Below are 13,670 nucleotides of genomic sequence, written 5' to 3'. Positions count from 1 at the left end.
TCTTCTACACCAACGGCATATTGAACACCAGGTTGTAGATCAGTTTAAGGGCGAAGATGATGATGAGGGTTCCGGCGACGCGGTTTAAGAGGGTTATGGTGTTTTCTTTGATCCGGTATCGCAGTTTGTTTGCATAGTACGCTTTTAAGGTGTCCATGCTGAATTGGGTTGCGAGGATGGAGCCGAAGAAGGGAATGACTTGCTGTGCCTGGATTTCTCCTGTGACTGAAATGATTCCGCTGGTTACACTCACCCAGTATAATAACAGGGAAGGGTTGAAGATGCACATCAGGAAGCCCTTGATGAAATAACCCGTATTTCTTTTTGTGGAGGTGGTATTGTCGTAGTTTATTTTAACTTTTTTGAATAAATAGTAGCAACCAATTCCCATCAGGACGACGCTTCCTGTAATTCCAATGGGCAGTCGGTATTCATTTTCAAATTTTATGAAGGATGAGCCATATAGAGCAAGTCCTACATAGATAAAATCGCTGAGTACAACGCCGGCGGCGAGCCACATACCGGCATGAAAGCCTCTTTCAATGCTGGTTTTCAACAGTGCAAAGAAAACCGGGCCTGTTACAAATGAAAGCACTATTCCAAGTCCTACACCAGATATAATTGTTTCAAGCATTTAATTCGCAGTTCGGAATGTGCGAATATCTGATTTTTACAATAAAAAACCTTAAATAATGAATTATAATAATATTAACTGACGTTTCAGATTTCTTGAAAAAATACCTATGTTAGGCGCTTTAATTTATTATTTCCATGCAAGCAAACGAAAGTAAAAATTATGGATCGGCGTTATATACGCTGGTTATGGTATTCTTTTTCTGGGGCTTCGTCGCCGCCAGTAACGACATTTTAATTCCTGTATTTAAAGATCATCTTCACCTGGAACAATGGCAGTCCATGCTGATTGCCTTCGCATTCTACGTAGCGTATACGGTAGGGTCACTGATCTATAATTTTATATCTAAACTGACTGGTGGAGATATATTGAACAGAATAGGGTACAGAAACGGGATCGCAGTGGGGTTGGTTATATCTGCGCTGGGAACTCTTCTTTTCTATCCTGCAGCTGAATCGGCTTCCTTCATTCTAATGATCTCGGGTTTATTTATCGTGGGATTAGGCTTTTCACTGCAGCAGACTGCTGCTAATCCGCTTGCTATCGCAATGGGTGATCCTAAGACAGGTGCACAGCGCCTGAGTCTTACCGGAGGTGTAAATAACTTCGGAACGACTATAGGTCCGATCCTTGTAAGTATGGCGATCTTTGGTTCTGTCAGCACCACCGGAGCTGCCAGTGTTGCAAGTATTTCAATGGTGAAAGTGCCTTACCTTATCCTGGGGGCCCTTTTCATTTTGGTGGCTGTTATTTTTATGTTTTCTTCTATCCCTAATAAATTGGATACGCAGGAAGACGACTCATCCGCAGGCACAGTATCGAATGTATTACATCACGTTAAAAAATCGGCTCTGGATTATCCTCAGCTGGTGATGGGTATGATTGGGATATTTGTGTATGTTGGTGTGGAAGTATCAACGGCTGCAAATCTTCCGGAGTTTATGAAGCAACACGTTCATACGAAAGACGGTTTGCCTTTCCCAACAGAGAATATAGCGCCTTTCGTGTCTCTATATTGGGCCAGTTTAATGATAGGCCGCTGGACTGCTTCGGTTGGCGCCTTTAATTTATCTGACGGAACGAAGAAGATTATGAGGTTTATAATGCCTTATATCGCTTTTGGAGTATTCCTGTTGATTAATAAACTAGCTAGTCATGATATTACACCGTTCTACGTGTATGGTTTAAATATCGTTGTTTTGATCATCGCTGATTTGTTGAGTAAAGGGAATCCGGCAAGGCAGTTGCTGATCTTTTCTTCAATCGCCATCGCAGCGCTGTTCTTAGGAATGCTTACTGAAGGAATGGTAAGTGTTTATGCCTTTATCAGTGTCGGGCTGTTTTGCTCTACTTTATGGCCTTGTATCTTTACTCTTGCTATTGCAGGACTTGGTAAGCATACAAACGCCGGATCGAGCTTACTTGTGATGATGATTATGGGCGGCGGTATTATCAGTTTACTTCAGGGTTACGTTGCCGATGCTTTCCTCGGAATTCAATGGTCGTACCTTGTAGGCGTTTTATGTTTCGCATATCTTGCATTTTACGCATGGCGTGTTAGTGGTATCCTGAAAAAACAGGGTATTGATTTTGATAAAACTGTTGCCGGAGGGCATTAATAATTTTTATGATTGCTGAAAAACCAAGTTTTGAAAGCATATTTATGAACCTGGCTTCCGACCTGGCCTTACGCTCACATTGCGTAAAGGCCCAGGTCGGAGCCGTTCTTACCAAGGACACGCGGATTATTTCTATTGGCTATAACGGCCCGCCGGCAGGTACTCATAACTGCGACGAGGAGTGGCCCGAAACCGGTTGTCCGAGGGATGCAAGGGGGAGTTGTTCTCTTGCGCTGCATGCGGAGGAAAATGCAATCCTCTATGCTGCAAAGAATGGGGCTGACCTGCAAGGCTCTACTTTATATGTTACCTTATCGCCATGTCTTCCCTGTGCACGGCTTATCTTTTCGTCGGGGATAACTAATGTTATTTATAAGAGCTCTTACGCAGAGTACAAAGGCCTGGCTTCGGATGAAGGTGTTGATTTCCTGAGACGTTTTGGTGTGGAGTGCAGTAAGCTGGGGACTTAGTATCAAGTATCAGGTATCTAGTATCAGGTATCAGGTATCAGGTATCGGGTATCAAGTCTCGAGTATCAGGTATCGAGTATCAAGTATCAAGTATCAGGAAGCAAGATTCAAGAATCGGCTGGCAATGGTCGGATTGTAAAAGTTGACTGCTAATTTCTGACTGCTGATAACCTTCTTATTCCACATCTTTCAATTCATCAAGTAAGGTTAAGGCTGTTGCATTGATCGTTTGGGCTACGATATCGTCGGGGGATCCTTCGAAGAAGAAGCGTCGGCTCCAGGGTTTGTCCTTTATGATGCCATGAACAAACATGGTTCCAACGGGTTTTTCGGGTGTTTCGCTGCCACCAGGCGAGGCTAGTCCGGTTACTGCTACAACGATATCTGCGGGCAAAAGATCCCGGAGGTTTTCTGCAAGCAGTTGCGTTACTTCTGCTGATTCGGCTGAATGTTCATCAATGACTTCGGCAGGGATTTTAAAAAGTTCTTCCTTAACACTTCTGTCGTAACAGACGATGCTTCCTTTGATGATGTTACCGCAGTTAGGTACAGACGTGAAATCGTATATCAGTCGTCCGGTACTGGCGCTTTCGGCAAAGGATATTTTGAGGCCTTTTTCAAGTATTTTAATACAGCAGGCTATAACGGATGGTGCAGGCATATGATTATAAAGTGAAATTGGCTAACGTTTTAAATACAGATAATGTTTTGAGGTTTCATGTTGCTTTTCCTTTCAGCTCCCAGTGATCTTTGATGATATTTCCGTCTTTATCCTTCTTCAATGTGCGTGCGTACCGTTCGCCTTTAATCGTCCCCTTCTCAGTGGCTTTTCCGATGAATAATAGCACAGCGTTGCCCTCGGTATCCGTTTTAAGAGCTATGTCATTGCCTTTATAACTGCTATTGATCATGCTCGAGGGCTCATACATCTTAGCGAGGATCTTTATTAATGGTTCACTTAGTTTCATGTTGTTATTCTGCCAGAATTCTGATATGTTTGATATTGAACAAAGCGCTTTCTTAGCAATAAACACAAAGGAATAACTGAAATTGTTTTTTGCTACGGGAGATTCGATCCACCGGATTTGAAACACTTTATCATTATTTTATATCTTTATAAAAACCAATTCTTTATGAAAAAAACCTTGTTCGTTCTTATGTTTTCTGTAGCCTGTATACAACTTCGAGCGCAGCAGCTACAGAAATTGGGCTCTCTACCTTCCAATATGTTTTATAAGAAACTGCCGAATGGCCTGGAGTTAATGGTGATTGAAGATAATAGCGTGCCCCTTGTAACGATAGAGATTGCTGTAAAGAATGGCGCTTACACCGAGCCTCCTGAGTATAATGGCCTGAGCCACCTTTATGAGCACATGTTTTTTAAAGCAAACAGGGATTATCCAAGTCAGCAGGATTTTATGAACAGAGTGAGGGAGTTAGGGATTCTCTTCAATGGCACCACCTCAAATGAACGGGTGAATTACTTCTTTACTCTTCCTAAATATAACTTTCCTGAGGGCCTGCGATTTATGAACTCGGCAATCAGATATCCGAAGTTTGATGCCCAGGAAATGAAGGGCGAAAATGTGGTTGTGGACGGAGAGTTTCAACGGAATGAGTCGAATCCATATTTTTCCTTATACGATGCAATGAATCGTCATATGTGGGGCGCGTTATATAGCAGGAAGAATACAATAGGGAACCATGACATTATCCGGTCTGCAACTCCGGCCAAGATGGATACCATCAAAAATAAATACTACTGGCCGAATAATTCGCTTTTAACAGTTGCCGGAGATGTGAAGCATGAGGAGGTTTTCAGTCTTACTGAAAATGTACTGGGAAGCTGGCAGCGCTCTGGTTTTGATCCAGCTAAAAGATGGCCGGTTCCCGAATTCCAGCCATTGAAGACGACAGATTACTTTATTGTTGAATCAGCGCTGGCTAAGGTTCCCCTGGTAATGTTTAACTGGATGGGGCCCGACACCCGTACCGATATTCCAGCGACCTATGCCGCCGACGTCTTCTCATTTATCATTAACCAGAACTCTTCTAAATTCAGCCAGGCGCTTGTAAGCACCGGGCTGGCTTATCAAATTAGTATCGGTTACCTGACACAAAAGCATACGGGGCCCATCAGTGTTTTCGTTGTTCCAAATCCCGCAAAAGCTGAAGAGTGTATAGCTGAAGTAAAGAAGCAGGTAGCGTTATGGGACTCTGCTGATTATCTTACAGATGAACAGATCGAGACTGCTAAAAGGCAGCTCGAAATCAGGCAGGTAAAAGAGCAGGAAATTACAACCAATTATGTACATACTGTATCATTCTGGTGGGCTTCAGCTTCTATTGACTACCTGACTACGTACATCGATAATCTCAGAAAAGTAAGCAAGAAAGACCTGCAGCAATACGTTAGAAAATATATTAAAGACAAGCCGTATTGCGCAGGTATGTTAATTAATCCTCAGATGAAGGAGCAGCTAAATCCCGGGAAGTTCTTTGTGTCTAAATAATCTATAGTATATGAAGCGTATTGTATTAACTATTTTATTCTTTATTCCTGGCATCATCGTTTATTCTCAGCAGGCGGGGACTAGCTCCTTTGATGTGGCTGGCATTAAAGTGATACTGAAACCTACGATTAAAGATATTGTCAATGTGAGTATGTATTACAAAGGTGGCGTAGCAAATTATACCGATGATTTAGCAGGTATAGAGAATCTCGCGCTTTTGGCAACAACTGAATGTGGTGCGGGGAAATATACCAGGGACATGTTTAAAAACAGGGCTGAATCTTACGGAATTGAGATCACCGGTTCATCTGATTACGATTTTGGTGTTATCAATATGAACTGTATATCTCGTTTTTTTGATCAGGGCTGGGATCTGTTTGTTAGCGCAGTGTCGAGTCCTGTGTTCGGCGAGAAAGAATTGCAGATGCTTAAAGAAAAAGTAGTATCAGGTATCCGGCAGTCTGAATCTATTCCGGATGGAAGGATCAACCAGTTAACTATGCAGCATGCATTTAACGGTACGCCCTATGCCAGGAATCCCTCGGGTGAAGAAGCAACTATCCGGAAACTTACTGCCGCCGATGTGAAGAATTATTATTACAACCAACTGGTCAACAAGAACAAGATGTTTATTGTTGTGGTAGGTAAGATAACAAAAGAGGAGATCTCAAAAAGGATTCAAGCGGCTTTCGCTTCGCTGCCTGTCAAGCCCTATAAACGTGTTGTATATGCAGCCCCTGCTTTAGAGGATAAAAAGCCCCTGTTAGAGCAACGGCAGTTGGCTACAAATTACATAACGGCTTCCATCAATGCGCCGGCTATGACGAGTGCTGATTATATGCCTTACAGGCTTGCTATTGCTGCGTTAAGTAATAAGTTGTTCATTGAGATCAGAGCAAAAAGAAATTTATCCTATGCTCCATATGCTTTTGCTACTACAAGGCTTATGCCTTTTGGAGTTATGTATGTAAGTACAACCAACCCTAAAGCTTCCACAGAAGTGATGTTAGATCTGCTGAAGAAAACAATGGAGAACGGCTTCAGTTACGAAGAGCTGGTGTCTTCAAAGAGCGGGTTCATAACCAACAATTACATCAAGGAACAGAGCACTGCTGCTATTGCTGCAAGCCTCGGAATTGCGGAAGTAATGGGCGATTGGGAGCTTGCTGATAAAGCTGCCGAGTTGATTAGAAAGGTAAGGCTGGAGCAGATGAATGCCGTCCTTAAAAAGTATGTAAACAACGTTCAGTGGAATTATCTTGGAGATTTAACGCTTGCCGGACAAGAAGTATTCGGTTCTGGGATTTAATGTATCTTACGGGTTGTAATTGTATTCAATGGCAACAATATTAGCGCCGCGCTGTTAAAGGGTATAAAATGCAATGCCATGAGTTATCAGAAAATTCTTGATCTTTTAGGCGACAGCGCTGAAACGCTTTTGCTGCATGAATGTAAAACCATTTCGAAGGATCTTTTGCACACGCCTTCACCGGATTTTATCGATAAAGTATTTGCGCAGTCAAATCGCAATCCGCAGGTGCTGAGAAACCTTTCCTCTATTTTTAATCATGGGAGGCTTGCGAGCACGGGATATATTTCTATTCTTCCGATTGATCAGGGGATTGAGCATACAGCCGGTGCATCGTTTGCTCCGAATCCTATGTATTTCGATCCGGAGAATATTATCAGGCTCGCAATGGAGGGCGGGTGTAATGCTGTGGCCACAACTTTTGGTAATCTTGCGATGATGTCGCGAAAGTATGCGCATAAAATTCCTTTTATCGTGAAGATAAACCATAATGAGTTGCTTACTTATCCGACTAAATACGATCAGATTATGTTTGGGTCGGTAGAGGATGCCTGGAATCTGGGCGCTGCGGCGGTAGGAGCAACCATCTATTTTGGTTCGGAGGAATCGAGCCGGCAGATCGTTGAGGTTGCAGAAGCTTTTGAGCGTGCACATGACCTGGGGATGGCCTGTATCTTATGGTGTTATACCCGTAACAATGCGTTCAAAAAGGATGGTGTGAACTACGAAGTTTCAGCGGATATCACGGGGCAGGCCAATCATCTGGGTGTGACGATACAGGCGGACATTATTAAACAGAAAATGCCTGAGAATAACGGTGGTTTTACGGCTATCAATTTTTCTAAAAGCCGTCCTGAGATGTATACCGAACTTGCCTCTGACCATCCTATAGATATGTGCCGGTACCAGGTGGCAAACTGTTATATGGGCAGGGCCGGACTGATCAACTCGGGCGGTGAATCTAAAGGATCATCTGATCTTGCTGAATCAGTGAAGACTGCGGTTGTAAATAAAAGGGCAGGAGGAACGGGGTTGATTTTAGGAAGGCGGGCTTTTCAAAGGCCGTTTGCTGAAGGCGTTTCTTTTTTACAGACCATGCAGGATGTATATTTGGCAAAAGAAATTAACTTAGCCTGATGATAAAGAATATTCTAACCATAACGCTTAACCCGACCGTTGATAAAAGCAGCGCCGTTGATAAAATTACTCCCGAAAGAAAATTGAGATGTGATCCTCCTAAATACGAACCCGGAGGCGGTGGTGTTAACGTTTCAAGGGCACTGAGCCGGCTGGGCATTCAGTCTGACGCGTTTTTTCCTTCGGGGGGCAGAACGGGAAAGTTGCTGGAGGAGCTGCTCGAAAAGGAAAAGGTATCGATCTTGCCCTTTGAACTGGAGGACGAAACGCGGGAGAGCTTTATTGTAGTGGAAACATCCACCAATCAGCAGTACCGTTTTGGAATGCCGGGATCTGCGATTCCTGAAGAAGCTCAGGAGCGGATATTTACAAGTATCATGAACCTGTCGCCTTTTCCGGATCTAGTAGTGATCAGTGGAAGTCTTCCTCCTGATATGGAAGCATCTTTTTTAAGACGACTCATTAAGTCGCTTAAAGAAAAACAAGCGAAGGTTGTTCTCGACACTTCCGGCGAAGCGTTGGAGGAGGCTGTCGCTGAGGGCGTGTTTTTGCTTAAACCCAATATAGGAGAGCTTGCTAAGCTTACCGGTGCCGAATCGCTGGATAACGAATCGGCCGACGAGGCTGCAAAGGAACTGATTACCATGGGTAAGGCGGAAGTAGTTGTGGTATCCATGGGGCCACAGGGCGCTCATCTCGTAACAAAGGATATGAACAGGCATATTCCTGCTCCGTCGGTAAGAAAACTTAGTACAGTAGGAGCAGGGGATAGTATGGTTGCCGGTATGGTATCTGTGCTGGCTAAAGGCGGCGACTTCTGTGAAATGGCGATGATGGGGGTTGCCTGCGGGACTGCCGCTACGATGAACCCTGGTACAGGATTGTTTAAGGTGGAAGATGTAGACAGGCTTTACAAATGGCTTCTGAAGTCGACGGTAGGATAAAGCATTGAAAATGGCATATAGGGCAGAGAGTATTACCCTCTGCCCGTAAAAGTGTCGATAATTTTCATAACATCTACACCGTCCTGCGCGGTGCATGGGTTAGGGCCGGTTCCCATAAAGTACTGTACGACTTCTTCAATCATGGGTTGTTGGATGTGCTGGGGCAAAGCGAATACGGTACGTTCTTCTTTTCCATTCTGATGAAGGACGTAATGGTCGCCAAAGACCGAAAAGCTTATTTTCCCTTCAGATCCGACAATTTCACAGATGTCCCTGCTTTCTTCCGGCAGGACAGTAAAGCACCATATCCCTCTAAAAAGGATATTATTGTCAAAGAGCAGTTCTCCTGATACAAGGTCGTCTGCCTGATACGCTTCTGCCTGATTTAAGGAGAATCCTTCTGCCCGTTTTACTTTGCCAAAGAACCAGATCATCAGGTCGAGCTGATGAGGAGCGAGGTCGTGAAAGAGGCCTCCTCCGGATATATCAGGATTCAAGCGCCAGTTCTCTTCCGTTTTTGCAATCATATCTGATTGCGGAGGTTGCAGCATCTGCAGACTTACAAACCTGATATCTCCTATGACACGCTGCTGAAGCAGTTCTTTAATCTTTTTAAAGAGCTGCAGTCCGCGACGGTAATGCGCTACGGTCAACCGGGTATTATACTTTGCCGCTGCGCCGGACATCCTTATCGCCGATTCCTGTGATAATGTAAAGGGTTTCTCTACATACACGGGTTTTCCAGCTTCCAGAGCTGCCAGCGCATACTCTTCATGTGATGCAGGAGGAGTGGCAACATAAATGGCGTTTACGTCAGGATCCTGAATCAGTTGCCGCGCATCGTTATACCATTTTGGTACTCCGTGCCGTTTTGCATAATCTTCGGCTTTTGCTCCGTCGCGACGCATAACAGCCACTAAGGATGAGTTCGGTACTTTATTGAAAGCCGGGCCGCTTTTTACTTCCGTTACATTGCCGCAGCCGATAATTCCCCAGTTGATTTTGCTCATGTGAGTTGGTATCAAGTATCAAGTATCAAGTATCAAGTATCAAGAAAAGTGTTGCGAGTTGCGTGTTGTGGGAATTGCGGGCTTTTTTAGTTATGAGTTATGGTTTGTGTGTTAATCAGGCTTATGCTTAAAGGTTCTCTAAATTCATAACTCATAATTCATAACTCATAATTTGCCAGTCGCCTGCAACACGCAACCCACAACCGATCCTTATTTAATCATTCCGAGTCCCTTCAGCCAGTGCTCTACGCGGTCCGTCCAGTGATCGGGGGAGCGGTTCGGACGGATTCCAAAACCATGTCCTCCTTTTGGATATAAATGCATTTCGGCGGAAACGTTGTTCTTTAAAAGGTTTTCATAGAATACGAGGCTGTTTGCAATTTTTACAGTCTTGTCATCTGCTGAATGAATAAGCATGGTGGGTGGAGTCTGCGGCGTGATCTGCAGTTCGTTTGAAAACTCTGTTATGAGGCTGGCAGAAGGATTTGTTCCGAGGAGGTTATCTCTCGACCCTTTATGCATCAGGCTATCTCTGAGGCTGATCACGGGGTAAACAAGGATCATAAAGTCTGGACGAAGGTTGGTTTTTTCTTTATTCTCTGTGTATGATTTGTTGAAATGGGTACCTGCAGTAGAGGCCAGGTGCCCTCCTGCAGAAAAGCCGATTATTCCTACCTTATTAATATCCACCGACCATTCTTTAGCTCTGCTTCTGACTACCTTCAGAGCCTGCTGTGCGTCCTGTAAGGGTCCCGTCGTTTTATCTTTCATTATCGCATCCGATGGCAGCCTGTATTTCAATATGAAGGCAGCGACGCCCATTTTGTTAAATTCGGCGGCAATATCGGTTCCTTCGTTTGTGTAGGAGACAATATGATAGCCTCCTCCAGGGACGATCACTACGGCTGCTCCGTTGGCTTTTCCAGCCGGAGGCAGATGGATCTCAAGGGTAGGTTCTGAAACTTTTCCATATCTTATCATTCCCGAAGCATCGGTGTTCTTTTCTTCTTTTTCGTTTCCTTTTATTGAGCCCGGGATCTCTCCGTTATAGAGGGCGATAACTGTCTGGGTGCTGCCTTTCATTAAAATTAGAGTACAGAATAAAGTAAGGATAATCTTATACATTGATTTACTTTTTTACGCAATATAGTGATTGTTTGTGTTTTGAGCCAATTGATTCTGCAACGCTTTGAGTGACGCCAGCTTACCGGCTGAATATTCTGAAGCGTGTATTTGGTTCCCCGCTATTTCCCAATATTCCACAGGTTTCTGTAATCCGAAGTTGCCGTTCCTGTCATTAGAAATATAATTCATGTGTTTTCACAGGTGCAATTGATCTTTGGGGAATATGGCCAGCCTTTGGCTTTTTTTTTGCCTTAGTATCAGTATGATGAGATATTTACTTCTATTTACCTTATTTGTATCAGGCGTTTCTGTTAAAGCGCAATATCTTAGCTGGTACCTTTCTGCGCAAACGGGCAGTTGTAATTATGGTTCGCCGAACATGAACGGTGCGGTACTGGCGGGGTTTAAAACAGAAGCTGGACAGCAGTTATCTTTTGGTCCTGTTGTTAAAAGCTATATGTCTGATCAGAAGTTTGGGAATTTAGTAGGGATACGCCTGTATTCTCAAACAAGCGTTTCGGAAAGGGTAAATATCTATATGCAGTGTGATGTTTCTAACGGAACGCAATTCCAGGCAGTAAGTATGAAATCGCCGCTACGTTTGGAGACAGGCGTGGGAATTAACTATATGATCGGCGAAAAGATCGGTGTTGGAGCTGGTTATAATTTTGGAGACTATAATCCTTTGAATAACATGAGGAAAAGCAGTCCATCTCTAAAATTGATTTACCTTATCCCTTTCAGAAGTAATAACTGGTATTAATTACTCAAGCTTTTTGAACCCACGATGCGAATGCCTTAATTGTGGATTCGCGTGTTTACTTTCCTCTATCGTCTAACAAAAGCATATTGACTCACGAAAGTTAATTCTTAACTTTATGAGATATGATTGAAAGACGATTTGTTGAAATTAACGATCTCGAAGTTTCTTATCTCATAAAACCATCGGATAAGCCTAAAGTAACCATTGTGTTTATTCATGGATTCCCTTTTAGTTCGGAGATCTGGAGGAAACAGCTGGAACCGCTTGACGAAAATGTTCAGGGTATAGCCTACGACATTCGTGGCTTTGGGGAAAGCAGTACCGATCATCCATTTTTTAGTATCGATCTTTTTGCAAGGGATCTTTGCCGTTTCATAGAAACACTATCTCTTGAGAATGTGGTTTTATGCGGCGTCTCCATGGGCGGATATATCGCATTAAGAGTAATAGAGATCGCGCCGGAGCTTATTAGCGGCCTGATATTATGTGATACCAATGCTTCTTCAGATTCTAATGAGGGCAAGTTAAAACGTTTTGCCTCTATTGATGAGATAATGCGAAATGGGACTGATAAATTCGCTGAGAATTTTGTCGCAAACCTGTTCAGTGATCATACTCTGAGATCAGGCTCCAAAGTGCCTGAATTTATACGCGAACTCATTACGAGTACTTTACCCCAGGTAATTTGTTCAACGCAGCTTGCTTTAGCTTCGAGAACAGACAGCACCGGCGTGCTCCAGGCTGTCAAGGTGCCCGTTTTGGTTATAAGGGGCGCCGATGATCGTCTGATGACGCAGGAACAGGCTGATGTTTTAAAGGACAGCGTCAGGGACTCTGAACTTGAAATTATCCCTCATGCGGGGCATCTTCCTAATTGTGAAGCTCCTGCTGTGTTTAACTCTAAGCTTAAAGATTATCTAAGCAAACATTTTTTATCCTGATTGTTTAATTGAGCAATGACAGAGACAGAACAATTGCTCGAGGAAAATAATCTGGTTTATGTGAGCGATACTTCCCCCGGAATAACAAGGAAAGCCGCTCGGGACGGGTTTGTTTTTTTGAACAGGAGGGGAGAAGAGATAAGCGACGAGAGGACGCTTGCACGCATTAAGAGGCTTGTGCTTCCGCCAGCATGGCAAAACGTTTGGATTGCTGAAAAGGCAAATGCCCATTTGCAGGCAACAGGAATTGATCAGGCAGGCAGAAAACAATATCGATACCATTCCAGCTGGTCGGAATTAAGGAATGAGAACAAATTTTACCGGCTTCTCGAATTTGGAAGAAAGCTCCCTGAGTTCAGGCGCAACCTTCAGAGGGATTTGAGGAGAAGGTCGCTGGATCAGCGCAAAGTTCTCGCTATTGCTGTTAATTTTATGCAAAAGACGCTGATCAGGGTTGGAAATGAATCTTATAAACAGCTATACGGATCTTACGGACTGAGTACTCTTCGCGACCGGCATGTAAAGATAGAGGGCAGCCGGATGAAACTTTGTTTCAGGGGAAAGAAGGGGGTGATGCACGAGATGAATCTGACAGACAGAAATCTCTCTAAACTGGTGAAGAAGTGTCGTGATATACCCGGTCAGGAGTTGTTTCAGTATTATACTCCCGATGGTGAACGCTGCCCGATAGATTCAGGGATGATAAACAGCTATATTAAAGAAATCACGGGTTGCGATTTTACTGCGAAGGATTTCAGAACCTGGTCGGGGACGATGGAGGCCTTAAGGTCTTATTCAGAATATGAATTTCCAGAGTCGGAAACGAAACGGAAAAAAATAACGGTTGCTGTACTTGATTCGGTAAGCTCTAAGTTAGGTAATACGCGTTCTGTTTGCAAAAAGTATTATGTGTTTCCTGCTTTGATGGAAGCCTATGAGAACGGTTCGCTTCTTCCTTTTCTAAAGAAGGTTAAGAAGAATGGTCTTTTAGCTCCCGAGACGGGATTAAATGCCGACGAAAAGGTTTTGTTGTCATTTCTTAAAGCAGAACGAAACAAGAAAAGCGGTAGTACATAACAGACACCACTGCTTATAATCTGAAATATACCTGCAGGAGTTGTTGTACGCCTCCTACTACTGTCCAGACTTTTACCTTAAGGCGGTTGTAATTTTTCATAGTTTCATGGATATATTGTTCAGATAGA

Annotated in this window: 15 protein-coding genes; 9 read left to right on the top strand and 6 right to left on the bottom strand. The window is 43.6% G+C overall.

All coding sequences use genetic code 11. The features are described 5' to 3' along the window. Positions 1 to 4 precede the first annotated feature (4 nt). On the bottom strand, positions 5 to 634 hold the full coding sequence (locus BDE36_RS15765) for a LysE family translocator (protein WP_141815634.1): 630 nt from the start codon (positions 632 to 634) through the stop codon (positions 5 to 7). Positions 635 to 771: 137 nt separating this feature from the next. On the opposite strand from BDE36_RS15765, the gene BDE36_RS15760 reads away from it, so the two are divergent. After that, complete coding sequence (locus BDE36_RS15760) at positions 772 to 2,253, top strand: MFS transporter (RefSeq protein WP_128767772.1); 1,482 nt, start codon at positions 772 to 774, stop codon at positions 2,251 to 2,253. An 8-nt stretch (positions 2,254 to 2,261) separates the two neighbouring features. Next, a complete protein-coding gene (locus tag BDE36_RS15755; RefSeq protein ID WP_128767771.1) occupies positions 2,262 to 2,723 on the top strand; it encodes a deoxycytidylate deaminase in 462 nt (153 codons plus the stop codon). Between the two features lie 175 nt (positions 2,724 to 2,898). On the opposite strand, the gene BDE36_RS15750 is transcribed toward BDE36_RS15755, so the two are convergent. Both BDE36_RS15750 and BDE36_RS15745 read right to left on the bottom strand, forming a co-directional pair. After that, on the bottom strand, positions 2,899 to 3,384 hold the full coding sequence (locus BDE36_RS15750) for a CinA family protein (protein WP_141815633.1): 486 nt from the start codon (positions 3,382 to 3,384) through the stop codon (positions 2,899 to 2,901). A gap of 55 nt (positions 3,385 to 3,439) precedes the next feature. Then, the gene (locus tag BDE36_RS15745; protein ID WP_141815632.1) at positions 3,440 to 3,691 is read right to left on the bottom strand and encodes a hypothetical protein; all 252 of its coding nucleotides are present in this window, start codon (positions 3,689 to 3,691) and stop codon (positions 3,440 to 3,442) included. 165 nt (positions 3,692 to 3,856) lie between these two features. Here BDE36_RS15745 and BDE36_RS15740 point away from each other — a divergent pair, with 165 nt between their 5' ends. From BDE36_RS15740 to BDE36_RS15725, 4 genes are all read left to right on the top strand, one after another. Further along, positions 3,857 to 5,236, top strand: a complete 1,380-nt coding sequence (locus tag BDE36_RS15740; RefSeq protein ID WP_235904281.1) for a M16 family metallopeptidase — start codon at positions 3,857 to 3,859, stop codon at positions 5,234 to 5,236. 10 nt (positions 5,237 to 5,246) lie between these two features. Continuing rightward, positions 5,247 to 6,545 (top strand): M16 family metallopeptidase, encoded by a 1,299-nt coding sequence (locus BDE36_RS15735; protein ID WP_141815631.1) that lies wholly within the window; start codon positions 5,247 to 5,249, stop codon positions 6,543 to 6,545. Between the two features lie 78 nt (positions 6,546 to 6,623). Beyond that, entirely contained in the window at positions 6,624 to 7,682 is a 1,059-nt protein-coding gene (locus tag BDE36_RS15730; protein ID WP_141815630.1) for a class I fructose-bisphosphate aldolase, read from the top strand. Beyond that, entirely contained in the window at positions 7,682 to 8,626 is a 945-nt protein-coding gene (locus BDE36_RS15725) for a 1-phosphofructokinase family hexose kinase (protein ID WP_141815629.1), read from the top strand. The genes BDE36_RS15730 and BDE36_RS15725 overlap by 1 nt, the downstream gene beginning before the upstream one ends. A gap of 32 nt (positions 8,627 to 8,658) precedes the next feature. Here BDE36_RS15725 and BDE36_RS15720 read toward each other — a convergent pair whose 3' ends face one another. From BDE36_RS15720 to BDE36_RS23755, 3 genes are all read right to left on the bottom strand, one after another. Then, a complete protein-coding gene (locus BDE36_RS15720; protein ID WP_141815628.1) occupies positions 8,659 to 9,636 on the bottom strand; it encodes a Gfo/Idh/MocA family protein in 978 nt (325 codons plus the stop codon). A 210-nt stretch (positions 9,637 to 9,846) separates the two neighbouring features. Further along, on the bottom strand, positions 9,847 to 10,761 hold the full coding sequence (locus BDE36_RS15715) for an alpha/beta hydrolase (RefSeq protein ID WP_141815627.1): 915 nt from the start codon (positions 10,759 to 10,761) through the stop codon (positions 9,847 to 9,849). 12 nt (positions 10,762 to 10,773) lie between these two features. Then, complete coding sequence (locus BDE36_RS23755; protein WP_161987641.1) at positions 10,774 to 10,950, bottom strand: hypothetical protein; 177 nt, start codon at positions 10,948 to 10,950, stop codon at positions 10,774 to 10,776. A 73-nt stretch (positions 10,951 to 11,023) separates the two neighbouring features. Here BDE36_RS23755 and BDE36_RS15710 point away from each other — a divergent pair, with 73 nt between their 5' ends. The 3 genes from BDE36_RS15710 to BDE36_RS15700 all read left to right on the top strand — a co-directional run bounded on the left by BDE36_RS15710 (position 11,024) and on the right by BDE36_RS15700 (position 13,542). Further along, positions 11,024 to 11,524 carry a hypothetical protein gene (locus BDE36_RS15710; protein ID WP_141815626.1) on the top strand — a complete coding sequence of 167 codons (501 nt, stop codon included), beginning with the start codon at positions 11,024 to 11,026 and terminating at the stop codon, positions 11,522 to 11,524. Positions 11,525 to 11,646: 122 nt separating this feature from the next. After that, positions 11,647 to 12,465, top strand: a complete 819-nt coding sequence (locus BDE36_RS15705) for an alpha/beta fold hydrolase (protein WP_141815625.1) — start codon at positions 11,647 to 11,649, stop codon at positions 12,463 to 12,465. A gap of 15 nt (positions 12,466 to 12,480) precedes the next feature. Next, on the top strand, positions 12,481 to 13,542 hold the full coding sequence (locus BDE36_RS15700; protein WP_141815624.1) for a DNA topoisomerase IB: 1,062 nt from the start codon (positions 12,481 to 12,483) through the stop codon (positions 13,540 to 13,542). Positions 13,543 to 13,670 lie beyond the last annotated feature (128 nt).

Source organism: Arcticibacter tournemirensis, assembly GCF_006716645.1.
In the GTDB taxonomy this organism is placed as follows: Bacteria; Bacteroidota; Bacteroidia; order Sphingobacteriales; family Sphingobacteriaceae; genus Arcticibacter; species Arcticibacter tournemirensis.
The sequence above is the reverse complement of the archived record's forward strand: the minus strand, read 5'-3'. Positions and strand labels throughout refer to the sequence as shown.

Excerpts from the sequence above, each read along its gene's own strand:
- BDE36_RS15765 (WP_141815634.1), bottom strand. The coding sequence starts at position 634 with ATGCTTGAAACAATTATATCTGGTGTAGGACTTGGAATAGTGCTTTCA.
- BDE36_RS15760 (WP_128767772.1), top strand. The coding sequence starts at position 772 with ATGCAAGCAAACGAAAGTAAAAATTATGGATCGGCGTTATATACGCTG.
- BDE36_RS15755 (WP_128767771.1), top strand. The coding sequence starts at position 2,262 with ATGATTGCTGAAAAACCAAGTTTTGAAAGCATATTTATGAACCTGGCT.
- BDE36_RS15750 (WP_141815633.1), bottom strand. The coding sequence starts at position 3,384 with ATGCCTGCACCATCCGTTATAGCCTGCTGTATTAAAATACTTGAAAAA.
- BDE36_RS15745 (WP_141815632.1), bottom strand. The coding sequence starts at position 3,691 with ATGAAACTAAGTGAACCATTAATAAAGATCCTCGCTAAGATGTATGAG.
- BDE36_RS15740 (WP_235904281.1), top strand. The coding sequence starts at position 3,857 with ATGAAAAAAACCTTGTTCGTTCTTATGTTTTCTGTAGCCTGTATACAA.
- BDE36_RS15735 (WP_141815631.1), top strand. The coding sequence starts at position 5,247 with ATGAAGCGTATTGTATTAACTATTTTATTCTTTATTCCTGGCATCATC.
- BDE36_RS15730 (WP_141815630.1), top strand. The coding sequence starts at position 6,624 with ATGAGTTATCAGAAAATTCTTGATCTTTTAGGCGACAGCGCTGAAACG.
- BDE36_RS15725 (WP_141815629.1), top strand. The coding sequence starts at position 7,682 with ATGATAAAGAATATTCTAACCATAACGCTTAACCCGACCGTTGATAAA.
- BDE36_RS15720 (WP_141815628.1), bottom strand. The coding sequence starts at position 9,636 with ATGAGCAAAATCAACTGGGGAATTATCGGCTGCGGCAATGTAACGGAA.
- BDE36_RS15715 (WP_141815627.1), bottom strand. The coding sequence starts at position 10,761 with ATGTATAAGATTATCCTTACTTTATTCTGTACTCTAATTTTAATGAAA.
- BDE36_RS23755 (WP_161987641.1), bottom strand. The coding sequence starts at position 10,950 with ATGAATTATATTTCTAATGACAGGAACGGCAACTTCGGATTACAGAAA.
- BDE36_RS15710 (WP_141815626.1), top strand. The coding sequence starts at position 11,024 with ATGATGAGATATTTACTTCTATTTACCTTATTTGTATCAGGCGTTTCT.
- BDE36_RS15705 (WP_141815625.1), top strand. The coding sequence starts at position 11,647 with ATGATTGAAAGACGATTTGTTGAAATTAACGATCTCGAAGTTTCTTAT.
- BDE36_RS15700 (WP_141815624.1), top strand. The coding sequence starts at position 12,481 with ATGACAGAGACAGAACAATTGCTCGAGGAAAATAATCTGGTTTATGTG.